Raw genomic sequence first — 23,754 nt, 5'->3', positions numbered from 1 at the left:
AAGCCAAAACCCAAAACTCCCCACCACCAAACTCGATCGCCCATCTCCAATTTAAAACCCCTATGCTTCTCTGTCCCCGCTGCCAATTTGAAAATCCCAATCCAAACAAGTTTTGTCAACAGTGCGGAAATTCCCTAATTTACAAACCTTGCCACGAATGCGGTGCCCAAGTCGCTTTTAGCGCCAAAGAATGTCAGAATTGCGGCGTCGCAACAGGTCAAGTGTGGCGGGCCATTATCTGCGGTCGATCGAATTTTCCAGCAGTCGAGGCAGACGAGTCAACCCTACCCCCAGCCGAGTTTCCCCAAAAACCAGAGAGGGTTCCAGAAATCGCATCGCGCCAAAACTCTCCTGAACCAATCACAGACGCCATTAAAACCGAAATAACCACCCCACCCGAACCCCCAACAGCAGTCGCATCAACTTCTCCACAGCCAAGCGACGGCGAATTCAGCAGCACAGAAATTGACCCTGTGGTAGCCGTGGGGGCGATCGCACCAGCATCCTTTCAAACAACCGAAAAAAGCTCTACTCCAGCACCAGAGCGCGAAATAACCCCATCTGAGCCGAATTTTACAACCGCACCACAGCCTAAACAAATCCAGGAAGCAACAGAGAACTCCGACAGCTCAAACATAGCTGACATCTCCCCCCCATCTCCAGAATTCCCCGTCGCCAATTCAGAATATTTAATCCCTTCCCAGCAAGCAGGAGCTTATTTAGACACTCAGCAGCGCTACCAACTCCTAGAAACCGTGCCGCCGAGAAAACTCTCAGACACAGTAGCAGTAACAGTATTGGACTGTCAGCCGCTGGAAATGTCACCCCTCAAAGCCATGCTAGCAGCCAACTCTGCCAGCGTCGCCAGACGAACCTCCCCCTATACCGCAGCAATCAAAGGCGGAGAAAATTCGACCAATTCCGCCTTAGCAGAGCTTTGCCAAGGCATAGCTGAACCTTATCTGGCACTCCGGTGGCAATTCTCTCAAAACCTGCCAGTCATTCACGATAGCTGGTCAGACAACGAACAGGCAGTGCTGCTGCTAGAAGACTGCTCCCAATGGCCGCTGCTGGTAGAACGGTGGAATCAACCCGAAACTTCCATCCAGCAAATTTTATACTGGCTGCACGAAATGACAGAACTGTGGGCTGCCCTAGAACCCTGGCGCTGTCGGCAAAGCTTGTTGGAACTGACAAATTTGCGAGTCAACCCCGACTCTTCCTTTTCCTTGGCTTCTTTGCGGCTGCAATACCTCTATCCCGAACCCGCCGGCTCAAACCTGCAACTGGTAGATTTGGGGCAACTGTGGCAGGTGATATTTAGCCAGTCCGATCATCATCGCACTCAGTTGGGCGCCTTGCTCGAACTGCTGCAACAAATGTACAGAGGCGAGATTAACACAATAGAAGAATTGCGATCGCGCCTAGAAACAGTTCCCCTCGAACTCCAACCCGCACCTTCACCAAGCTCAACCCCGACGCGCAGGCATTACCGCAGCCCCGACGAGTGCCCCCCCGAGGTTGGCGAGGTCTTAACCCAGCCCATGCCACTCCAGATTTACAGCTTAGAAGACGCAGGCCTGACGGATGTTGGCCGCACGCGCGACCACAACGAAGACTTCTTCAGCATCTGGACTCAGCTCAACAAACTCGAAAGCTCCTTCGGTCGCATCTTTCAAACCAAAGGGCTTTACATTCTCTGCGACGGCATGGGCGGACACGACAGCGGAGAAGTAGCCAGTCAACTAGCCGCTGAAACTCTCAGAGAATTCTTTCAAACCTGTTGGGAAAATCAACTACCTCCGGCAGACACCATCCGCGAGGGAGTCCTGCTAGCCAACAAAGCCATCTTTGAAATCAATCAAAAGGACGGACGCTCCGGCAGCGCCCGCATGGGTACAACTCTAGTCGCAGTCTTAGTTCAAGACACCCACTTCGCCGTTGCCCACGTCGGCGACAGCCGCCTCTACCGACTGAGAAAGGGACAGGCCCTAGAAAAAATCACCTCAGACCACGAAGTAGGGCAGCGCGAAATTAAGCGCGGGGTTGACCCAGAAACTGCTTATGCCCGTCCCGACGCCTATCAACTAACTCAAGCCCTCGGCCCGCGAGACAGTAATTTTCTCAAGCCTGACGTGCAGTTTTTAGACTTGTGCGAAGATACCTTATTAATTTTGGCTTCGGACGGCCTGACAGATAATGATTTGTTGGAAACTCACTGGCAGAACACTCTCGAACCCCTTTTCAATCCCCAAGCTGATCTCGACCAGGGAGTTGCCCAATTGATTGAACTGGGCAACAAACGCAACGGTCACGACAATATCACGGCAATTATCATTCGGGCCCAGGTAGGCGCATTTCGATTTTAGAATTTAGATGCTGCCAACTTTTTCAAAGGTGGCGCCTTTCCCCCGTGACGGCCTGGGTTAAACCTGCAATTGTTGCAGGGAAAGGAAACAGCTTCTGCCTTTTCCGGGCAAGGCTTTACTGCGGGTTCTGTTATTAGGTATCCGATGTTGAAACAGCTTCCGTTTGATTGCTCAAAAACTGATTGCAGCCCCAATACGATTGCAGAAAAGCTGTTGAGGGCAAACCATTTATCAGTAGCTTTAATTTTGATAGTTTGTTCTGGGAATCGGCGGGAAAAAGTTGCTTGATAGTAAGTGGATTCATCATAGTTGAAAGAGCTTTCACTTACAAAAATAGTTAGTCTAATGAAAAAACTTAAACTAAAATGAAGTGAGGCAGCAGGCTGGCTGATGCGAAATCAGTTTTATACCCGATCGCTCTCGGGGCAATTTGGGCCTAGGCAGGAAGTGCCCGCCCTACATATAGATGTGGGGGTAAATCAAAACCTGCTGCTACAGCAAATTTAGGTAAAAGTTTAGCGATTGTTTACCTACTTTTTCTAGTTTCAAGTGTTAAATCGCTCGACTGTGTTTTGAGGAGCGATCGACCCCTGAGAAATTTTACGGATAATTGTTCCCAAAAAACTATTTATAACTTAATTGTTTATGAAATCTTTAATCATAATCAGGATATTATAAAGTTTTCCTGAAACTCACCTGTGAAGCTCATAATTAATTTTTAATTTCTAATTTTTCAAAGCCCTACGCCCCAAATTTGTAAATTCCCGCCAACTCTCACTGCCACATCAGGGAGTTCAACCACATCAATCGAAAATGCTGCTGACTCTTTTAGATCCAGAAAAACAAACCCCCCTGCAACAGTGGAGTTTCGAGAGCGAATCCATTATTCGCATCGGCCGCTCTCCTGAAAATCACGTTGTGATCCCCAATGCTCTAGTGTCACGGCAGCATCTGGAATTGCAAAGAGTTAATAGCGGGAGATCCAGCCAGTGGTACTTAGTCAATTCGGGGACAAATGGCACTTTGGTTAACGGTATTCTCATGTCTCAGGGTTGGATATCCGACGGTGCCCTGATCCAGTTGGCGCGGGGCGGCCCAATTCTGCATTTCCAAGTGATTACTATTGAACTCGGCGGCAAGATTGAGGCGAACCCCACCGTCAATCTTCTGGTACCGAGGTGTACCCACGCGGGAAACCCGCCGGGGAATTTATTCTGCATCCACTGCGGCGAACCGATTAAAGTCGATCGCACGGTGCGCCACTACCAAGTGTTGCGAACTTTGGGCCAAGGCGGTATGGGAACAACCACTTTAGCCTGGGATCGAGACAAAGCGAAAGCTCAACAACCCGGAAGTTCCCCCGCAGCATCTCTGGTAGTCCTCAAGGAAATGAATGCTGATATGGCTCAAATCGCCAAAGCTCAAGAACTGTTTGAACGTGAAGCTAAAACTCTCAAGGCTCTGCACCATCCGGGAATTCCTCAGTTTTTTGACTTCTTTGTGGAAGGGGGCAAAAAATACTTGGTTATGGAAATGCTCCACGGCGAGGATTTAGAAAAACGCATCTACAACCGCGGACCTGTTGCTCCCCAACAAGCAATAGAGTGGATGATCCAAACCTGTGAGGTTTTGGACTACATCCACTCTCAAAAACCCCCTATCGTCCACCGGGATATTAAACCTGCTAATTTGCTGGTGCGCCACCGCGACAATTGCATTACAGTGCTGGATTTTGGCGCCGTTAAAGAAATCGGCACTCCTCCAGGGACTCGCATCGGCGTTGAAGGCTACACCGCACCAGAACAAGACCGGGGACAGCCTCTCCCTCAGTCGGATTTATATGCTATTGGGCCTACTTTGATTTTTTTGCTGACAGCCCAAAGCCCTCAAAACTTTTACGGGAAAATAGCTGGAGGTTACGGGTTTAAGCTCGAAAATATTCCGACGATCGCCCCCAAGCTGCGGGACACCATTTTGCGAACCACGGCAGCTAAGCCTGGGGATCGCTTTCAAACTGCTCAACAATTAGCTCGAGCTTTAGCAGCTTCCCTTTCATAGAAGTCAAAAGTCATTAGTCACTGGTCATGCGTCATTAGTCAGAAGGAAAAAGTCCGCTGTCATTCGTCATTCGTCACTAGCAAGAGGGAAGAGGAAACAAGGAAGAGGGAAGAAGGTAACAACGGAAAATTTATTGAGAAAATATACCCGATCGCCTCGAAATTTCTCTCCGACACCCCAGTCCTCCGTCTCCTCTGTTATTCTTCGTCCCAAGCTTCTACAGCTATCAACTCGCTCACGGGGTCTTGCATAGAAAAATCAAACTCTAGCAATTGCTGTTTCCAGTACGGCCATTCGTCGCCGTAAAGCAGAGCAATTTTCCAAATACTGTCTGTCGGCTTGATAATGTCAGACGTGACGAGAGAATGCACCTGACGCTGGAACTTAACCATCGGCTGTATAACCTGCTGGCTCATAATACCTCTTGAATTGTTTAAATCTTGTGTAATTACCACTTCCCAGCTCTCACTTTTTACCGCAGTTTCGCCAAGAACAGTCTCGCCAAGATACGTGTAGATTTTTGTCGGGAAGCTACATATTCAACTTGTATCTTAACAGAGTTCGTTTTGACAAGGGCCTATAAGCAGGACTGAAGAGTCAAGACCGACTTCAAAGAATTAATCATCTTTAAAATGTCCCGCTATATGCTGTCGATCGACAGTGGGAGGTTTGCTGCCTTGATTGTTTCCACATAGTGGTAGATGCAAGGGCTGCGTTCGGCTTGTTCTTGACAAGGCTGAGTTTGCGTAGGAGAAACTGCAACTACTGCGATTTGGTGGCTACAGCGTAATTTCCGCTTTCCTGCACGTAAACCACACCTGTTTCACCTTCGACGCTGGGTTCGCTGTGAGAGTGGGGTCTGAGCTACTTGACACTCCCCAGCCTAAAGGCGTGGGGATTCTTAATTCATCGACTGACCTTTAAGCGCTATGTCCTTTCGGCACTTCTTAAACCTTTCAACCGTACAAAATACCAATTGACGAGTTCAACTCACAGCAACCCCAGAGGGTCTATCTCCAAAAGCGTACTAGGATATGAACCTAGAGTTCGGGTATGCCCTACCCTACTTAAAAAGACTAAATAGTTTGTTTCTTTGGTTAAAGGAACTGTGTTAAGCCCCTAGCTGTTTATAGAGTTTTCGCCGCTCTTTGTCCCCCGGTTTACGCGCCAAAGTGTGTCGTTAACTGTTTTTATGCACGATGGCTTAGGAGTTTAACCTTGACTACTCTAGTATACTAGAAATTTTTTGATTTTTAGGAAGGGATTTAAGAAATTAAAGCCGTCCTAGAAGGACAGGGTTTTAGACCCAATTTCCTTGATAAACTCCTTGATAAACTGATTATAACTCTACTCACCGCAAAAGCGATCAAAAATTGTTGGATACTGTTGATCGCCACCCCTAAATGTCGATCGAACATTCTAGGCTGCCCCACGCGGGCCAGCAGGCAAGTTTCAAACCCATCGTCCGTCTTGATTCAATAAATCTCACATCTCAAATCTCAAATCTAAAATTGTATGACTTGGACAAGGCGACACATTCTCACTCTGGCTGATTTTACCTCGGACGAATACGATACCGTGCTGCAAACAGCAGCCAGTTTTCGGGAGGTGCTCGGCCGCCGCACGAAGAAAGTGCCGGCCCTGCAGGGTCAAGTGGTCGCGAATTTGTTTTTTGAACCTTCTACCCGGACTCGCAATAGTTTTGAGTTGGCGGCGAAGCGGCTGTCAGCAGATACGCTAAATTTTACCCCTGGAAGTTCTTCTCTGACGAAGGGGGAGACTATTCTGGATACGGCTAAGACTTATCTGGCGATGGGAACGGATTTGATGGTGATCCGGCACGAACAAGCTGGAGTTCCCAGCACGATTGCTTCGGAAATGGATCGCTTGGCTTCAAGAGTCAGCGTTCTCAATGCAGGAGACGGTCAGCACGAACACCCGTCGCAAGGTTTGCTAGACTTATTTACTATTTGTGCTCTGTTAGATACCGAACGTCCGCGGCTGGAACTTTTAGCGGGTAAAAAAATTGCTGTGGTGGGGGATATCTTGCATTCGCGGGTGGCTAGGTCTAATATTTGGAGTCTAACGGCTTCTGGGGCAGAGGTTCATTTGGCCGGGCCGCCAACTTTGCTACCGCTGTTGTTTGCTGAGTGTGGCGATGGTAGGGAAGGCAAATTATTTTTGCATTGGCAGCTTGAACCTGCTTTGGCCGATGCTGATTTTGTGATGACTTTGCGGCTGCAAAAGGAACGGATGAGCGACCATTTGCTGCCGAGTTTACGAGAGTACCATTCTTTGTACGGGATTACGCGCGATCGGCTCAAACTCTGCAAGCCGGATGTGAAGGTGTTGCACCCGGGCCCGGTTAACCGTGGCGTGGAAATTAGTTCGGATTTGATGGACGATGCCCAGTTTAGCCTGATTTCTCAGCAAGTTACCAGCGGCGTGGCGGTGCGGATGGCATTACTTTACCTGATCGGCGGGGGTAAAGTTTAGGCTGTTAGTTGTTAGTCATGAATTTCGGATATTCGATGATTTTCAGGATCGATCGCATATTTAAAATAATCGTTACCCAGTATAGCCGGGTAACGATTAAAACTCTTTCTAGAAATGTCAAGTGCTCTAGTTAAGAGTTAGGAAAGCCAGGACGCAGATACCCAGCCACCACCTTTGAGTTGGGCCCAGCCGTTTTTGTAACGACCGGTCAATTTGATGTGGTCTCCATAATATAACTTGCCGATTACATGAGAACAGCCATTGGGACGGTTGCGGATATTCAGTCGGCCGCCATTCGTGACAACTTTGGCGTAGCTGTGATGGCCGTGATGACTTTTCTTGCCGCAGCGGGAGTAGTGGCAACTTGCTTGCGCTTCGCCAGCGACACCCAGAACAGATAGAGCTACTGCCAGACCTGCAACGCCTATCCATGCAGAATTAGGAATTTTCAAGCCCAGTTGGTCTAACGACTTGACTTGGAGTTCGGACTCTGGAGATTCATAAGCAACAAAAGAGTGGCTCAATGCTAGTGCTTCCATAGTTTCCTCGTGATTGTTTTTAACATTTTTTGATGGAGATTCAGGTCAAAACCTCGATTAACAGCCCAAATTATTAACTTATGTTTCCTAAAAGCCACAAAAGGGCGTTAAGGTCTGGCTTTTGGCGAGTATTGGCTAATGTTCCTGAATCCTGCACAGGTATATCATGCCATCTAAGTAGCTTTCCGGAACAAAAAAATAAATAAAGTTTACATCTGCTGCTAAAAATTTGGGCTACGCCAATAAGTTGGAGGGCAGAATTAAACTTAAACTATGTCATTAAAAAGGGAACGAAGTTATCGCTTGGGGTTTGAGATTGCTTGTACTGAGTTGCGAATGACACTACTTATTTGCGTGTGCTTATTTATTGAGTTGCTACAGCAATATCGGCAGTTAATTCTAAAAAACAAGCATCCTGCTCGTCTTCAAGCACGGTCTTAATTTGGTTCGGGCGAGTTATATTGTAGCCGATCGCACTCGTGCAGAAGTTCGGGGCAATGGCGTCTGGCTCTCGCCCGTGCTACGAGATGGGTCTCAACATTCGCCACCCCGTTTCCCGGACAAGGATGCAAGATTGATCGCGACTTGATTTGTGTCAAGATCAATTAACTTCTCCACCACCACTTCTTTGGCAATGAACTCTAGCGCTGCACTTTCGATCGGCACAATTCCTCAACGCCATGAATCAGACAGCTTCGCCATTACCTTAGCGCCGTTGTCTGTAGAGGAAATATACGCTTTGGCAGATGACCCCGCGAACGGAGCCGTGGTAATGATGAGCGGTACAGTCCGCAACCAAACTGACGGTCAAGCTGTAGTTTCCCTAGAATATCAAGCCTACGAACCGATGGCCGTGCGAGTATTCCAGCAAATCGCTACGGAAATCCGCCGCCAGTGGGTCGATGTCAATCGGGTCGCCATTCACCACCGCGTCGGACACTTGCAGGTGGGAGAAATCAGCGTACTGGTGGCTGTTGGTTGTCCGCACCGGGGGGAGGCCTTTGCAGCTTGCCAGTACGCCATAGATACGCTCAAACACAATGTACCGATTTGGAAAAAGGAACATTGGGCCGACGGTTCTAGCAGTTGGGTTAGTATAGGAGCGTGCGAGGTTGTCGGGCATTAGTAAGCAGTCAGCAGTCATTGACTGTTTGATGAGTGAAGCCGATCGCAGTTTCCGAGTGCGGGAACCCATCGGGATCTGCTAGCGTCAACAAATGTGGAATGTTCGATGAGCCAATTCCACCGATGAGCGACTTTATTTCCGTGTCCTGGTCTGCGGTTGTGGCGACCGTTCAAAGAGTGCAATTGCCAGCCGAAAAACTCTCTAATTATGACTTGGTGTTGCGTTGTCAGGAAGGAAATCGACCTGAGAGCACTGCTTTTTCAGAACTGTTGAAGCGTTATCAGTCTCACGTAGACAGGGTTCTATATCACTTGGCTCCTGACTGGCAAGACCGAGCAGACTTGGCTCAGGAAGTCTGGATTCGGGTCTACCGCAATGTTAACCGCTTGCAAGAGCCGGTAAAATTTCGCGGCTGGCTGAGCCGCATCGCCACTAATTTGTTTTACGATGAGTTGCGGAAGCGCAAGCGGGTGCGAACTCCGCTGTCGCTGGACGTACCCCGTGCTCTGGAAGATGGCGAGGTAGATTGGGAAATTCCCGCCGACAGTCCGGGGCCTGATGAAGATTTGACGACTCGAGAATTTTACGACCAGTTGCGGGTGGCGATCGCGGATTTGCCAGAAGTATTCCGCACGACAATTGTTTTGAGAGAAATAGAAGGTTTAGCATATGAGGAGATAGCGGAAATGACCGGTGTTTCTCTGGGAACTGTCAAGTCGAGAATTGCTAGAGCTCGCCAAAGATTGCAGTTGGAATTGCAAAAATATCTCGATGGTAATTAGCAAGAGTGCTTTGAGAGGCGGGTCAAGAAGATGTGGTGATGTTGGCTGTGACATCAAAACTTATCTTTTAAAATATAAAAAAGCAGTAAATCATTCTAATCGCGAGTGCGTCTTTCCTCCAATTAAAGCAATTTTGAAATATGAATTATAACTTTGAATCGGATAAAAATCAGAATCAGCAAGGTATCGGGGATTCACTCGCTGAAACTCAAGCTAACAAGAATTATCCCCAGGGGAATGTAACTACTATGATGCGCGATCGATTTGAATTGCTGAGTGCCTACCTCGACGGCGAAGTGACGGCGGCAGAACGTCGGCAAGTCGAGGACTGGCTGACAAATGACCCTGTGACGAAGGGTTTGTACTCGCGACTTCTGATGATGCAGCGGGGTTTTCAGTCAATGCCGGTGCCTGCTTCGGAACAATCTGCACAGGAGTTGGCGACGAAGGTTTTGCAGCGGGTGGAACGCAAGTCGAAACAAACTTGGATGTTGGGTGGAGGTGCGATCGCAGCTTTGTTGATTGCGGTGGTATCTGGTGTCGGTGGCGGCCGCCAATTGTTTGCTCCCCAGTTTGCTCGATCGCCCGTTCCTGCTGAATCTGACGGTTTGATTGTAGCTTTGAACGAGCCTCTGGTGGAGATTGTTAATCCCAACGATTTGATGCTTGGGGTGAATGCACCGATAATGGATATTCCCAAAGTTGGTCTAGCAACCCCTCAAAAGTCATTGCCAAAGGCGCAGTAGAATTTCTGTTTTGAGCAATAACGGAAGTCGCGAAGCTCCCTAAAAAAGGGGGCTTTTTGCCGTTTTTCCCAGTTTTTCAAGGTAGGATATATCCTTTGACATTTTCCTGGCTTTGAATGACGAATTGTGGGGCGATCGCATCTTAATATCCGAGTATGTAGCTAGTTGAATTAGAACACGCGATCGCACTTGTCACCTAGTTGCAAAGTAATCGGTAATTTCATTGAGATCTCGACGGGCTTCAGGGGAAATAATGTAGCGACTCATTGTTGATTTTCCCGCATTTTGCGAAATTTTTCCCGCAATCTAGCTATAACTATTTCCCCATCAATTCCTTCCCCGCGTTCAAGCTGAGCTAGTCCTGCCGATACTTTTGGACGAGTTTCATCGACCCATTCTTGATAACGATCGCTCTGTTGCCGATCGCTTCTGTCTGCGAGTAGTTCCAACGTCGCAGCAATTACCTCATCCACCGAAGAATATTTGCCACTTTTGACTTGCGCTTCAATAAATTTATTATGGTCAGGTTTTAGAGTAATGTTCATGCGCTTTACTTCTAATAACTTTTAGCCATTATATCATTTCCACTGGCTCTCTCCGTGTCCAGGCGAAGGGGAAGGCGATGGCGAGCAATTAAACTCGATCGCAGTTGGCCTCGGTTTTTTGCAGATTTGCGATCGGCAACAGCAATGTCTTCTCAATTTCCTGCCGCCCAGCAGGAGATACATTACAAGCGCTATTGAGGCAATATACCAGCAATTTATTAGGATCATAATACTTCCTCAGTCATAAATTTTGCTGTTCGTTAAATTGCCAATCGTGACCTATATTGCGATAGGAAATTATGATTTGTCTTAATTCCTTAGTCCAAACTTGTCCGTTAGCTTGCCACCATTGCCTAAATATTTCCTTCTCACCATCGGGGTGAGGTAGTAGTTTCTTAAATTCTTGCAGTGGTTGCATCAGTTCAGGTTCAACAACAGGGACAAGAAGAATGTCGTGGGCAAGACTAAGGGCAGGGTCAATAGCACCGTCGAGTACAGGCAAAATGGCAAGGTCAAGAACAAGGTCAAGGGTAAGTTCAACAGCAGGGTCAAAGGTATATTTAACGGCAAGGTAAAGGGCTGGGTCAAGGAAACGTTCAGGGTTGCGATTAAGAGCAAGCTCAAAGGATGGGAGAAGGGAAAAGGAAAAAAAAATTCATCCAGGTCTAATACCACCCCCAACCTCGCCCTCAATCTGGTTATTTTAAGCGGTAATTGACTTTTTAAATGGCTTTATATTGCGGTGAAAAAGGCAACGAAATCGCCAAATTTATCGAAGTGACAACCAGCCAATTAAAACGATTCACCTTCAACTAAATACTGACCTCAAGAGTGTTGCTCAAGTTTTATGGTGGGTCGAGCAGTTAGAGTATTTACCCATTCCCGAAGCAGTTTTGCAGCAGTGCAAACTTGCTACGATCGAAGGGTTTACGTCGGCAGCAGATGGCGCGACGGCTTTAACATTGTTTGAAAAATTCAAGCCACTGCTAGTAGTTATCGATTGGAATTTGCCGGATACTACAGGCTATCACCTCTGCCAGGAAATGCAGCGCCGTACTAATGCTTTTGTGGTAATGCTAAGCAGCCGCACAGACGAAGCTGATAAACTTAAACTCCTGTCCGCCGGTGCTGATGACTATATCTGTAAACCCTTTGGTTTGGCAGAGTTGGCAATTCGTATAGAAGTGGTGTTGAGACGCATGAGTCCTGTCACTCCATCACGTATTGTATTCGATCAATTCGTGATCGATTCAGCGTGCCGGGAAGCAACACTCAACGATCGCATTATCAAGTTAACAGCCTTGGAATTTAATATCTTGTATTTTTTGGCAAGTCATTCCGGTCAATCTTGGAGTCGCCAACAGCTAATTGAAAAAATTTGGGGGTGGAACTGCGACAACACAGGAGAAGAGAAAGTTGTTAGCGTACATATTGGTCAGATTCGCAAGAAAATGATTCAAGTTGATGCTACTGGATCGCAGTTTATTAAAACTATCCGAGGTTACGGTTACAGGTTCGAGCCACCTTCGCCCCCTGCAATGGCAATTTCCTAAGCTCATCGGCATTAACCACCTTATTTGGTGAAAAACCTATTTTCCCACCTGCCGTGGGGCAGCCAGATGCCTCCTAGGGAACGGACGCGATCGGGTAACATGAAGTATGCCCAAGCCATGCCTAAAGGTTTGAGGTGTCGATCGAAGATTTCGATTTCCTGCCGCTGATATTCGTTTTGTGTCGGTTCCCGCAGCGGATGATAGTCTTCCAATCGGTCTAAATCGTCCAAAATAGCCGAGTTTGCGAAACAGAGGAGAAAACCGCAGACTGTGCCATCTCCGGCCATCATCGCAGGATAGCCGATCGGCAGCGCAAAAAGTTGACCGCGGGCGATCGCGGGGCAAGCATCCACAACTTTTCCTTCGCAGTAGCGGAGGTAGTTGCACTGCCCGGGTTTGAGAGTGCCGTAGACAAAGACTTTCATCGGGTAGGGCCTAACCGCTAGTTTTTGCTAACATAGATGGCTAAGCTAATAGTTTAAGTCTCGCGGGCGATCGCGACTGCAATCTTCCTAAATTTCGTTGTTTACCTTTCTTATAATTCATGACTCTAGCAGTTAGTTTTATTGCTTTTGGACTTCGGCCTTTGTACTTGAGCTCTTTTTTGCCGTCCCTGCCCCTGGACAGCTTATTTTCGACTCAAGGGATTATGGTAATGCTGCTGGCGGCCTATGCCGGGGCGATGTGGATGTTTCTCACCAGTGCTCCGAAGGTACACACGGTCATGGTATCCGATCTCGGACAAGCGAGGGAGTTCTATGAAGGTATGCTAAACCTGCCCGTAGCAGAAGTGCCGCTGCACTACTACTACAATTACGAGCAAACTTTGGGGACAACCGGTATCGATCCGCTGTATTTGTCGCCGAATGTCGGGAGGGCAACGACCTCTCAAACGCTGGGGAGTCCCGAGGGTTTGTGGTATCAGTTGATGAAAAATACCCAACTGCACATTATTAGCGGGGCCGGTGCAGGGGAAAAAAATCGCCAGCGTCACGTTTGTTTCGATCGCGAATGTTTGGATCAGCTATTGATGAGGGTACAAACTCGCGGCATTAGTTATAAAATTCGCCGGGAAAAGCCACTGAATTTTTTGGTCAAGGATTACGACGGCCGCGTCATTGAAATGGCTGAGGTTAGTAATTAAATAATACGCGGCGGTTGAAACCGATCGTACACAAAATTTGGTCTCCGCAAAGAGGGACAAAAGAATCAAAGGGGTATTAAAGCCGAATTTGGTATTACATCCCAAGTTAGAAACCCGGTTTATCTAATAAAAAACCGGGTTTCTTGTTCATTAATTAATCTTAGCTTCAACGCTAGATTTTTCAGAGGCCGCAGCTTCCGTTATCTCGGAAATCGCTTTCCGGCTGAACATTTGGAAGTAGAGGGAAACAAAAAACTCTTTGACTGGAAAAATGATAAAAGTCAAAGGATTAATTGTGACGATGATATTGCGGGCATCAGCTTTAGCTTGTTTGACAACTTGCTGCGCTACCCAGTCAGGAGACATGATGCCGATCGGGTTTAAGTTGCTTTTAAACGGCCCTAAAATCAGTTTGCGAACGATGCAGGGCGCATCCAGCCGACGCAGGGTGACTAAATCTCCCAGGGCGCGTTTGCTGAGTTCGTACAGGGGACTGACAGCGGGAATTACTTCTGCTTCGGAAGTGTTGATCCAGACTTCTTTGCAAGCGATGTTTTCGTTAGTGCGGACTGTTAAGAAAAAGAGTTCCATCAGCCGCCACGCGGAAAAAGTGTTAATTTCGTAGGATTTTGCGATCGCCTCTCCTGTTCTTTCTCGCTGTACGTTAATCCCGTGATTGATGACGAGAATATCGATTTTTTCTAACAATATGGCTAAGTCTGCCTCTTGGCCAGCTTGCCAAGTTACGGTTTTTACAGGTAAATTTTCGCCGTCTACATCCAAAGTAATTTCCTCATTTCCAGAGGAGAGGGCGATCACTTTTGCACCAGCTTTGTGGAGGTGTTTGAGTAGCAAACGCCCTAAAGTTCCCGATGCACCGGTGACGGCTACAGTTTTGCCTTTGAGAGAAAGTGCTGTACCCATAAGTTTATCTATTAAGGTGAAAGTACCGCAATAGTAAGCATTTTGATTGTCGAAGTGATGCCGCCAGTGATAAGGTTTATTAACTAACCACTTGCCAGGGGGAGTTAGGAAATCTCCCGGTTGGTGGGTGATGTCGGTTAATTCGTCTGCACCTTTGATGCCGATCGCGCGGGCGATCGCGCTCAACAAAAAGCCTAAAGTATAAATACAACCCGCTGCTGCGCCCCAGTGATATTCCGGCAGCCCAAAATAAGCTACAACCCACACCAACAAGCCCAAAACCATCATCGCCGCAGCTTCGGGCACGTCGTGACGCCAGTGTGCTTGCTTGTAAATAGTCTCGCTGACGGCGGTCAAATTCGGGCGGAAAACGCGGTGATGCCAAGTGTGCAGCTTTTGCAGGGGTGCCCAATAATGGGACACGACGTGATAAAAGTCTCGTATTATTTCTGCCCAGCAGACAGAAGCTATTGCCACAGCGCCAACTATCCAGTAATTTACCATGCTCGCACCAGTTTCAAATTTGAGATATTAGATATTGTCTGCTTTGAAAGATAACTCAAAATGGCTTTTATTGCTAGTCTGAAAGTTTACTCAGGCGTTTTAAAATCTGCAAAACTCGGTACAATTCATTGCCGGGATTGCGGATTACAAATTCTGGAGATAAGGCATACTGGGGAGTTTCCCCTCTGACTAACTTCACAAACGAGAAGTTAGCACCTGTGGAAATCATGCCAAAAGTAGGAGTTTCTGGATCGGGATCGGCGAGCATATATGTCAGGAGTTGGGCAAGTGCTTCGTCCGTTGAAAACGAAAGTTGTTTGGATTCAATTACTGTCACCCACAAGTTTGCTTTCATAATTAGGATATCTATTCTGCCTTCGATGATTCTGCCTTCGTCTTCCTCTTGAATGGCGATAGACTTTTCGGCTTTGACTTGAAAAGGAGACTCATACAGACCGGCAATAAACAAAATGGGGCTGATAATTGTTAGCTTGACTGCATTTTCCAATACAGGCGGGGTGTCTACCAAGTTGAAGTATATGTCTTGGATGCGATCGAGCAATTGTTTTTCTGAGTCTGTTACTTCGGGTAAGTTTTCTTGCCATTCTCGGAAAAATTCGCTGTTGCGAACTCGCTGCAAGCCGAAGTTATCGATTAGATAGCGGAGGTTGATATCTCTTGAGAGAAGTTTTTGCATTAGGATTAATAAATGGTTTTATAGTGATTAATAAGTTTAGCATAATGTTGATTTTAACCGCAGATGAACGCAAATGAAATGCAGATAAAGCAGATTTGGCTGAGATGTCTGTTTATTGGGTTTTTTGATTGGCAATTCGCTGTTTTTGTCCAGCTTGCATTTGCAGCAATTGCGGTACGGTGACAAAACGATATCCTTGCTGTTTGAGTTTGGGAATAATTGCAGATAGCGCCTCGACTGTTTGCTGGCGATTTCCGCCGCCGTCGTGCAACAATACGATCGCCCCCGATGTCGCTTGGGATAGCACGCTACGGGTGATCGCAGCGACCGAAGGTTGCAGAAAGTCTTTAGGGTCGATCGACCAGATGACGACTACATAATTTTTCTTTTTAGCGTAATCTGCTAAACCGTTATTTAAGTGGCCGCCGGGAGGGCGAAACAAGAAACTTTTTGCCCCAGTCGATCGATAAATATGAACACCAGTATTATCTATTTCATTCGATGCTGTTTTTTCGGTAACATTGTGAGAATAGTGATGCCAAGTATGATTGCCGATCGCATTTCCCGCTTGCACAACTCTTTTCCCAATTTCTGGATACTCCCGCAAATTTGCACCCAAGCAGAAAAATGTGGCCACAACTTGCTGTTTCTGCAAAACTTCTAATATTTTCAAAGTTTCAGGCGAAGGGCCATCGTCAAATGTCAGGGCGATAACTTTTGAGTTGTTAATACTGGCTCTATAAACAATTTGGCTGCGAAAGTGCGCGGGCGGTGCGAAGACTAAAGGTTGTTCGGGAGGTTTGGGAGAGGGAGCTGCGGGGGCAGAATGGGGTGTTTTTAGTTTTCGGGGTTTCAGGAGGTTTGGCGGGGGATTTTCAACGGGTGCGATCGGTATTAGCGGATTTGAATTGGCGGTTTTTCTGTTTTCCCACAACAGGGAAATTGTGAGGCTCAATCCGATAAGTATAACGGTTTTAATTACCGATTTTTTATGGCGTTTGCGACTCATCAGGTATAGGATTTATTTTGAACCATCTCATTATGCCTGATTGTTCTGCTAGCTTAAAAGTTTGGTAATTTTTTTTTTCAAAAGGTCGATCGCACTCAAGCAAGACTTAGGCAAAAACCGGGTTTTCTTAGGCAAATCACTCGTGATTCGCCGCTGATTCCCATATAAAAACCCGGTTTATTGCTCAAAAATCTACGCTTTCATGCTCTTGCGGCGACCATAAAACAAGGTAATGACACCCTTTTCGTCCAGGAATATATCTACAATCTGCAAGTTTGCCGTGCCCTTTCATCCTCCGGTTCTTGCCACCCAAAAGCAAAATGACTCACCGCATTAATTTGGGGAGTTGCGGCGCGAATTGCCCGCATTTGAATCTCCAAAGACGGCCGATTTTTGAGAGGTTTTCCCCAATCTCCAGCAATGGCAGGAATGATTTTTGCCCCCGCAGGTGCTAAACTTACAGTCCGCTGCACCTGTGGCACAATGCAGCTTACATCGCCGCAATTTCCGTAAGACATGGCGTGGAATTCCACGGCAGGCGGAAAGGTGTCCCAAGGCTGCAATCTCGAATCATATCCCCCTTGATTTATCGCTTGATTTGCAGTGGGAAAAAATACCGCTCCTACAGGAATTCCCATCCTTTGAGCGGGTTGAATTGCTATTCCCAAAAAATCTAAAATGCCTTGGACTGCGTGAGCAACACTCAGTTTCCAGAGGTCTTTTTGCAGAGTGCCGGTATCGGGAAGCCGCAGTGTTGGTTTTGGTGTGGGAGTTGCAGGGTTTGGCTTGTTAGCGGCGGGAGTTGTTGAGGCTGATCTGGATGTGGCATTGTCTCTTCTAGAAGGTGGAGTTGCTACTGACATCGCCTGCGGAATTCGGCCCTGCCAAAGAGGTTCTCGCTCAGTTGGATACTGTTTGACTACTGCTTGAACATCATTAGGATTGATAAATCCTTTAGTCAAATACCGCTGAATTAAATCTCGCCCTTGCTGATTGTTAGCCCGCTGCAAAAGAACTTGCTGCGATGCTGGGCCGTAAATCCACAAGTCTTGAACTTTGGTAGCAACTGAAGCGGGCCCGATGCCCCTTAGATAGCGAATGTAGTCGAATAACATTCCTTGTGGCTTGCGCTTGACTATTTGATTTACTAACAAAGTATAGTCTTGCCGTGCTTGTGGGTTGTACGGATCGATAAAGGCTTGATTGCCCGGAACTTCTCCGAAGTCCTCGTTAATTGCTGCGTATTCGCTTACTGTTAAACTTGTCTGATTTTTACCGTTGATAGCGAGGGTTTGCTGTCTGTCTGGACGCTGAGCATAGCTATAGCCAAAGTTCATGGTAAATAACCAGGCGTATACTTTTAAACCTCGTTGTTTGCCTTTGGCGATCGCCTTTTCTAACAAGTCGTATTTCTCGTAACCGCGATTTCTCACAACAGAAGGCCAAGCCGTAGGATTGTCGGCTGCTGGGAGAAGCACTTGACCATCGTAAAACACTTCGACATAGACTTGGTTGTAGCCTTTATTCACAACTTTGTCTAATACTCGATCGAGTTCTCCGGGTCTGACATCGCAGGGATACAAACGCAGCCAAACTGCTTGGGTTTCGGGCCAAGTTTTTTGGCGACATTCTGCTATTTCCCGCGCGTGTTTGTTCAAAACAGCAAAATATGCTTGCTGAGATTCCCGTTTTCCCGACAGGGCGGCGCGGCGCAAGTCTTCTTTTTGATTGACCTGTTCAGGGGATAATTGGCAATAGGCTGATGTTTGGCCAAAAGCTGGTTGATTTCCGATAAAGGGCCAAACAAGCTGGCTGATGAAGCTACTGGTTAAAACAGCAGTTACCGCACTTAAAAAGCGTCGCTGGTGTTGAAAATTCGCGATGCGGGTTGGTGCAATTTTCATGGGAGAGTTGAATGGGGTTTTCTAGTTTAAATTGGCTGGCGATCGCATTTTGCCGATCGCGCTCAACAAGCAGCTACAAATTTTCTACTTTTTTCGGTTGACTTAGTTATGGCACAAGTCGATCGCACAATGCAAATTCTGTCTGGCGACTATTTATATTATGTGCGATCGAATAACGGCAGGAAAGATAAGACTCGCCACTTGAAACCGCTATTCTACAAACGAAGTCCCTCTATAACATACTAAAGAATAAAATGGGTAAAAAGCCAGGACTTGAAATCATATCCAGTTCAATGTTTCAGTATTTTTTCCCCTAAATTCTGCATAAAAAAGCGCCTGGATATAGTGGGCGCTAAAAGCAGTTGATATTTCTACTAAAAATTGTTAACACTCCAATATCAAGGATGAAAGATGAATGGTTAAAATTTATCCTTGATCCTAAATTTTGAGATTAAGCTCCTCTGTTAAGAGCAGCTTCAATCTGCTGAAATTCTGACTCAAGACGCTTTTTCAATTTTTCAGGAACGGGACGGTTGGGATAGGAACTGTAATGTCCTGCCAAAGAGTTTAATGCCGTCCGCATTGTCGTGAAAGAGGCCAGCTTGGTAAGAGCGGGATCGCGGCGGTATTCAGCAAAAAAATCGTTGATACTGGTGCGAGCAGCGGCTTGAGCGGCGGCTTTTTCGGGCGCGCCCTCTGGCAAAGTGAGCGCTGTTCTCAAGCTCTTCACTAATGCTAATGTGTCTTGACCATAATCTCCACTCAGAGTGGCTGGAACATTGGTACAGCCCGCTACGCCGATGACAACAACTAATACCAGGGCTAACAGACGCGAAATGTAATGCTTCATAAGGTTTAGAAAAATGGCAGGGAAAGCGACAATCAAAATTAACCTTTATCCTATCTCGAATTGAGGTAATAATGCCAATTTTTCAAAATTTTTGCATTAATACCATGAAACAGAAAATTTGTCAATCTAAAATCTAAAATCTAAAATCTAAAATCGATTGATTTGTCCAGCAACGACGGAGAGAATTTGGGTTTGTCGCAGCCACTGAGCATCAAAAGCGCCTAGGTGAGTTGTAGTAATCAGAGTTTGAAATCGTTCTTGAATTGTTTCTAAAAGTTGATTTTGGCGGCTCAGATCGAGTTCTGCAAGTACGTCGTCGAGCAATAGTAAAGGCGCTTCGCCGACGACTTCTTCAATAAGCTGCAATTCGGCTAATTTTAATGCTAATACCAGAGTTCGCTGCTGACCTTGGGATGCGTATTGACGAGCTGGGGTATTGTTAATGGTAAATGTAATGTCGTCGCGGTGGGGGCCGACTAAAGTGGTTCCTTGAAACTGTTCTGCGATCGCCCTTTTTTGAATTTTCTCTAAAAATGCTTGCCGCACTCCTTCAAGATTGTCTTTAGCGATTAATTCCGAACTTACTTCAATATTAGCATCGTATTTCACATCTAAAACTTCTGCTGAACCGCTAATTGACTGGTGCCAATTTCGAGCTAAAGGCATCAATCGCTGCAAAATTCGATCGCGCCTGCGGATCACGCGAGCCCCCGCTGTCGCCAACTGCGCGTCCCACAAAGCTAATTCTGAACTGGGAATGGGGGATTGGGAATGGGGGATTGGGAAGGGGGCATTGGGCATTGGGAATTCTGCGATATTTTGGTCTTCGGGAGTTTCAGATCCGATAAATCGCATTTTGTCAAAACCTTCGGAAAATTCGGCTTTCCTGATTGCTTTAGAACGTTTCAACAGAGCGTTTCGCTGGCGCAAAATTTGATTATACTGGTGCAAAATGTGAGCGTAAATCGGTTCTAACTGGATAACTAGGCGATCGATCCAATTGCGCCTTCCTTCGGGCCCGCCGCGCACTAAGTCCAAATCCAAACAAGAAAATTGCACTACATTTAAGACGCTCAAAAAGTCTAAATGGCGGCGCAGCGGTTCACCGTTGAGCTTCAGTGTGCGACGCGCCTGAGAGCGAAGAGTTAAAGCTAAGTCGATCGCTCCGGTTTGACGTTCGAGTGTAGCATCAATTTGCCCGATCGGCTTTGAGTCGAGTATTAAATCGCGATCGCGCCCTACCCTGTGGCTTTTTAATGTAGAAAGCAACTCTACCGCTTCTAACAAGTTAGATTTTCCTTGAGCGTTATTTCCTACTAAAATAGTTTTGGGAGCGTCAAACGCCACCTTTTGATCGAAGTAGTTCCGAAACTGCCGTAAGTGCAGCGTTTTCAAATACATAATATTGGGAATCGGGAATCGGGAATCGGGAATTGGAAATTCGGAATTATGAATTGGCAGTAAAGTTATTGTAGGATGCCCATTGCGTACCTTACCCATTCAATGGCGAATCTGTGGAATTGGAGTTTTTGCGGATCGTTGCGCTTGCAATGACTTTATAGTGTTGAGAATCTGCTTAAATGCGAGCAGTCTAACGAATAATGAAGCATCGCTCATTATCCGTTAGCCATTAACACTATTTTCTAGATTTGTAAAAGCGCACAAACAGTTTTTCCATTTCAATCCAGACAAACATCAGAGCGCTGAAACCGAAGCAAACCAGCAACTCAAACCCCGTTAAATAATGAGTGCCGAAAAATGCTCTCAGTGGCGGAACGTAAATTAGCATCAATTGCAAAGCAGTAGTAACAATCACAGCCCCCCACACAAAAAGATTAGTGAAGGGGTTTAACTCGATAGTTAGCTGAGTGTTAGACCGAATTGCGATCGCGTGACCCATTTGCGCCAAACAAAGAGTTGTAAACACCATTGTTTTCCAAGCCTCGGGATCTCCAACATGGTTAGGGTTGGTGGTATATCCGTAAGCCCAAGACATCATCGCGATCGTCAAAATTGCAAAAATAATCCCGATCCGAATTATGTAAGAACCCAAACCCCGCGCAAAAATATTTTCTCGCGGACTGAAAGGAGGCTTTTTCATCACGTTCGGTTCTCCCGGTTCCACAGCCAAGGCCAAAGCGGGAACGCCGTCTGTTACTAAGTTCATCCACAAAATTTGCAGCGGGGTCAGCGGCACTCCTCCCAAACCGATTAAAGGTGCGGCGGCAATTGTCAAAACTTCGCCGATGTTGCTGCCCAAAATGTATTTAATAAAGCGGCGAATATTGCTATAAACTACTCGCCCTTCTTCAGCGGCGGCGACAATAGTTGCGAAGTTGTCGTCTAGGAGCACCATATCGCTAGCTTCTTTGCTGACATCGGTGCCGGTAATCCCCATGGCGATGCCGATATCGGCTTGTTTCAAAGCGGGGGCGTCATTAACGCCATCGCCGGTCATCGCGACAAATTTGCCCCAACTTTGCAAAGCTTGGACTATTCGCAATTTGTGTTCGGGGGAGACGCGGGCGTAAACGCTAACCTGTTCGACTTGTTGTTTGAGTTCTTCTTGGCTAAGCTTTTCTAATTCTTGACCGGTGAGCACTCGATCGCCCTCTTTAGCAATACCTAAATCGTAGGCGATCGCCTTTGCTGTCAATTGGTGGTCTCCTGTAATCATCACCACCCGAATGCCTGCATCGCGGCACTTGACCACTGCTTCGCGCACTTCCGGGCGCGGGGCGTCCAGCATACTGACGAGTCCCAGCCAAATCATTTCTTGTTCGCTGGTTTCCTCAGAACCTTCGGGTGGCACGTTTTCCCAGAGTTTGTACGCAAACCCCAGGACTCGCAAACCGCCGCTTGCCATGTTGTTGTTTTCGGCGAGGATGCGATCGCGCATTTCCTGATTTAAAGGTTGTACTCGATCGCCGACTATAATGCCTTTGCAGCGCTCCAAAGTCAACTCTGGAGAACCTTTGGTCAGCATCAAATAATTCGGCTGCTGTCCTTCTTTTGCCGGAAATCCCGAATGTCCCGATCGGCCGGGCACTTCGCAAATCACGCTCATCCGCTTGCGTTCGGAAGAAAAAGGAAATTCCGCCGTCCGCGGCAGTAATTGAGACTGTTTTTCCTTATAAATGCCTGCTTTTCCTGCTACACACAGCAGAGCTCCTTCTGTGGGGTCGCCTAAAATCTGCCATTCTTGCTGTTCTTGTTGCAACACTGCGTCATTGCAAACTGCACAGGCAATTAATAAAGATTCGAGTTCTGGATATTCCTCTAAATTATTAATTTGGGTCGATGTATGGCGATCGGTAAAATCTCCGATCGGGGCATAGCCGGATCCTGCGACGGCGACTGTGCAGTCGCCCGTAGAGACTAGCTGAACTACCATTTTATTTTGAGTCAGAGTACCTGTTTTGTCGGAACAAATGGTTGTTACTGAACCCAAAGTTTCTACCGCAGGTAGTTTGCGAATCAGGGCGTTTCGTTTCACCATCCGTCTAGTTCCGAGTGCCAGAGTAACTGTCACGACTGCTGCGAGTCCTTCGGGAACCACAGCCACAGCCATGCTTAGAGAAACTTCTAACAACTCTTCAAACCTGCTGGTATCGAAACCGATGCCGCCGTTTTGGAAGGTAATCATGCCGCCGATGACGACAATTGCGACTAAGGCTAGGGCACCGGAGACTAGAACATTTCCCAACTGGCTCATCCGCTGTTGCAGGGGAGTCGGTTCGTTTTCTACTGACTGAAGCATGGTGGCAATTTTGCCCAGTTCAGTTTGCATTGCGGTGTTGGTAACAATCGCCTTTGCTCGTCCCTGAACAACTTCTGTCCCTTGAAAAATCAGGTTGAGTCGATCGCCCAACGAAGCATCTTCGGCAAGTTCTAGATCGGCTTGCTTGGTAACTGGTAAAGCTTCTCCTGTCAAAGCAGATTCTCTGACTTGCAGATTTGATGTTTCGATCAAGCGTGCGTCTGCTGCTATTTTTACCCCAGCCTCCAATAGCATCACGTCTCCGGGTACGAGTTCTTTGGCTGCTATTTCCGAAGTTTTGCCGTCCCGCAGGACTCTGACTAGGGGAGAAGCGAGGTTTTTGAGTGCTGCGAGGGCTTTTTCGGCGCTGCTTTCTTGGAAATAGCCGAGAATGCCGTTGAGTATGACGATCGCAAAAATGGCGATCGCATCTTTGGGAAAAGTATTCGACCGAATGTCCAAAAAAGCCGAAATCACGGCCACACCCATCAGCATCAACAACATGATGTTGGTGAACTGATCGACAAAAATCGACCACGGACTGCGGCCTCCTGTTTCTTCTAGTTCGTTGGGGCCGTATTGCTGCAAGCGTTCTGACACCTGTTGGCTGCTCAAGCCAGCGTCTTTGTTGCTGCTTAGCTGCTTGAGAGTTTGGTCAATTGCTACGGTGTGCCAAGAAGAGGGAGAAGTTGAAGACATAAATTACGATCGAGCATGGGGCAATTAGGGGACTGCGGCCGGACAGATA

At 47.1% G+C, this 23,754-nt stretch carries 20 protein-coding genes and 1 pseudogene; 9 read left to right on the top strand and 12 right to left on the bottom strand.

The features are described 5' to 3' along the window. The first annotated feature begins 62 nt into the window (after positions 1-62). Both QUA74_RS16465 and QUA74_RS16460 read left to right on the top strand, forming a co-directional pair. On the top strand, positions 63-2,369 hold the full coding sequence (locus QUA74_RS16465; protein ID WP_333330932.1) for a serine/threonine phosphatase: 2,307 nt from the start codon (positions 63-65) through the stop codon (positions 2,367-2,369). Positions 2,370-3,182: 813 nt separating this feature from the next. Beyond that, the gene (locus QUA74_RS16460) at positions 3,183-4,427 is read left to right on the top strand and encodes a protein kinase domain-containing protein (protein ID WP_333330929.1); all 1,245 of its coding nucleotides are present in this window, start codon (positions 3,183-3,185) and stop codon (positions 4,425-4,427) included. Positions 4,428-4,624: 197 nt separating this feature from the next. Here QUA74_RS16460 and QUA74_RS16455 read toward each other — a convergent pair whose 3' ends face one another. After that, the gene (locus QUA74_RS16455) at positions 4,625-4,843 is read right to left on the bottom strand and encodes a DUF4327 family protein (protein ID WP_006631282.1); all 219 of its coding nucleotides are present in this window, start codon (positions 4,841-4,843) and stop codon (positions 4,625-4,627) included. Between the two features lie 1,099 nt (positions 4,844-5,942). Here QUA74_RS16455 and QUA74_RS16450 point away from each other — a divergent pair. After that, on the top strand, positions 5,943-6,923 hold the full coding sequence (locus QUA74_RS16450) for an aspartate carbamoyltransferase catalytic subunit (protein WP_333330926.1): 981 nt from the start codon (positions 5,943-5,945) through the stop codon (positions 6,921-6,923). Positions 6,924-7,060: 137 nt separating this feature from the next. On the opposite strand, the gene QUA74_RS16445 is transcribed toward QUA74_RS16450, so the two are convergent. Further along, the gene (locus QUA74_RS16445) at positions 7,061-7,462 is read right to left on the bottom strand and encodes an SH3 domain-containing protein (RefSeq protein ID WP_333330923.1); all 402 of its coding nucleotides are present in this window, start codon (positions 7,460-7,462) and stop codon (positions 7,061-7,063) included. A gap of 634 nt (positions 7,463-8,096) precedes the next feature. Here QUA74_RS16445 and QUA74_RS16440 point away from each other — a divergent pair. The 3 genes from QUA74_RS16440 to QUA74_RS16430 all read left to right on the top strand — a co-directional run bounded on the left by QUA74_RS16440 (position 8,097) and on the right by QUA74_RS16430 (position 10,116). Continuing rightward, the gene (locus QUA74_RS16440) at positions 8,097-8,588 is read left to right on the top strand and encodes a molybdenum cofactor biosynthesis protein MoaE (RefSeq protein WP_333330920.1); all 492 of its coding nucleotides are present in this window, start codon (positions 8,097-8,099) and stop codon (positions 8,586-8,588) included. 122 nt (positions 8,589-8,710) lie between these two features. Then, a complete protein-coding gene (locus QUA74_RS16435) occupies positions 8,711-9,370 on the top strand; it encodes a sigma-70 family RNA polymerase sigma factor (RefSeq protein ID WP_333330917.1) in 660 nt (219 codons plus the stop codon). A 140-nt stretch (positions 9,371-9,510) separates the two neighbouring features. Then, a complete protein-coding gene (locus tag QUA74_RS16430; protein WP_333330915.1) occupies positions 9,511-10,116 on the top strand; it encodes a zf-HC2 domain-containing protein in 606 nt (201 codons plus the stop codon). A 263-nt stretch (positions 10,117-10,379) separates the two neighbouring features. Here QUA74_RS16430 and QUA74_RS16425 read toward each other — a convergent pair whose 3' ends face one another. Together QUA74_RS16425 and QUA74_RS29890 are read right to left on the bottom strand one after the other, a co-directional pair. After that, positions 10,380-10,661: a type II toxin-antitoxin system ParD family antitoxin gene (locus QUA74_RS16425; RefSeq protein WP_333330911.1), complete on the bottom strand. Its 282-nt coding sequence runs from the start codon at positions 10,659-10,661 to the stop codon at positions 10,380-10,382. Between the two features lie 88 nt (positions 10,662-10,749). Then, a pseudogene (locus QUA74_RS29890) lies at positions 10,750-11,079 on the bottom strand (NACHT C-terminal helical domain 2-containing protein). Positions 11,080-11,115: 36 nt separating this feature from the next. Between QUA74_RS29890 and QUA74_RS16415 the strand changes: the two are divergent. Both QUA74_RS16415 and QUA74_RS16410 read left to right on the top strand, forming a co-directional pair. After that, positions 11,116-11,379 (top strand): hypothetical protein, encoded by a 264-nt coding sequence (locus QUA74_RS16415; RefSeq protein ID WP_333330904.1) that lies wholly within the window; start codon positions 11,116-11,118, stop codon positions 11,377-11,379. A 175-nt stretch (positions 11,380-11,554) separates the two neighbouring features. Beyond that, a complete protein-coding gene (locus tag QUA74_RS16410; protein WP_333330901.1) occupies positions 11,555-12,214 on the top strand; it encodes a response regulator transcription factor in 660 nt (219 codons plus the stop codon). A 20-nt stretch (positions 12,215-12,234) separates the two neighbouring features. Here QUA74_RS16410 and QUA74_RS16405 read toward each other — a convergent pair whose 3' ends face one another. Next, positions 12,235-12,639: a gamma-glutamylcyclotransferase gene (locus QUA74_RS16405; protein ID WP_333330898.1), complete on the bottom strand. Its 405-nt coding sequence runs from the start codon at positions 12,637-12,639 to the stop codon at positions 12,235-12,237. 119 nt (positions 12,640-12,758) lie between these two features. Here QUA74_RS16405 and QUA74_RS16400 point away from each other — a divergent pair, with 119 nt between their 5' ends. Beyond that, positions 12,759-13,358 carry a glyoxalase-like domain protein gene (locus QUA74_RS16400; RefSeq protein WP_333330895.1) on the top strand — a complete coding sequence of 200 codons (600 nt, stop codon included), beginning with the start codon at positions 12,759-12,761 and terminating at the stop codon, positions 13,356-13,358. A 150-nt stretch (positions 13,359-13,508) separates the two neighbouring features. Here the strand turns inward: QUA74_RS16400 and QUA74_RS16395 are convergent, their stop codons facing one another. The 7 genes from QUA74_RS16395 to QUA74_RS16365 form a co-directional block, all read right to left on the bottom strand. After that, positions 13,509-14,786, bottom strand: coding sequence for a bifunctional sterol desaturase/short chain dehydrogenase (locus QUA74_RS16395; RefSeq protein ID WP_333330892.1), 1,278 nt, complete (start codon positions 14,784-14,786; stop codon positions 13,509-13,511). Between the two features lie 73 nt (positions 14,787-14,859). Next, the gene (locus QUA74_RS16390; RefSeq protein ID WP_333330889.1) at positions 14,860-15,483 is read right to left on the bottom strand and encodes a restriction endonuclease subunit R; all 624 of its coding nucleotides are present in this window, start codon (positions 15,481-15,483) and stop codon (positions 14,860-14,862) included. Positions 15,484-15,595: 112 nt separating this feature from the next. Further along, positions 15,596-16,492, bottom strand: a complete 897-nt coding sequence (locus tag QUA74_RS16385; RefSeq protein WP_333330887.1) for a polysaccharide deacetylase family protein — start codon at positions 16,490-16,492, stop codon at positions 15,596-15,598. Positions 16,493-16,752: 260 nt separating this feature from the next. Continuing rightward, positions 16,753-18,396, bottom strand: a complete 1,644-nt coding sequence (locus QUA74_RS16380) for a family 10 glycosylhydrolase (RefSeq protein ID WP_333330884.1) — start codon at positions 18,394-18,396, stop codon at positions 16,753-16,755. A 451-nt stretch (positions 18,397-18,847) separates the two neighbouring features. Further along, positions 18,848-19,246 (bottom strand): photosystem II protein Psb27, encoded by a 399-nt coding sequence (gene psb27 / locus QUA74_RS16375; RefSeq protein WP_333330881.1) that lies wholly within the window; start codon positions 19,244-19,246, stop codon positions 18,848-18,850. Positions 19,247-19,393: 147 nt separating this feature from the next. Further along, positions 19,394-20,647, bottom strand: a complete 1,254-nt coding sequence (locus QUA74_RS16370) for a DNA replication/repair protein RecF (protein WP_333330982.1) — start codon at positions 20,645-20,647, stop codon at positions 19,394-19,396. 235 nt (positions 20,648-20,882) lie between these two features. Then, positions 20,883-23,705 carry a cation-transporting P-type ATPase gene (locus tag QUA74_RS16365; RefSeq protein ID WP_333330878.1) on the bottom strand — a complete coding sequence of 941 codons (2,823 nt, stop codon included), beginning with the start codon at positions 23,703-23,705 and terminating at the stop codon, positions 20,883-20,885. Positions 23,706-23,754 lie beyond the last annotated feature (49 nt).

It is taken from the genome of Microcoleus sp. LAD1_D3 (genome assembly GCF_036702135.1).
GTDB lineage: Bacteria > Cyanobacteriota > Cyanobacteriia > Cyanobacteriales > Microcoleaceae > Microcoleus.
The sequence above is the reverse complement of the archived record's forward strand: the minus strand, read 5'-3'. Positions and strand labels throughout refer to the sequence as shown.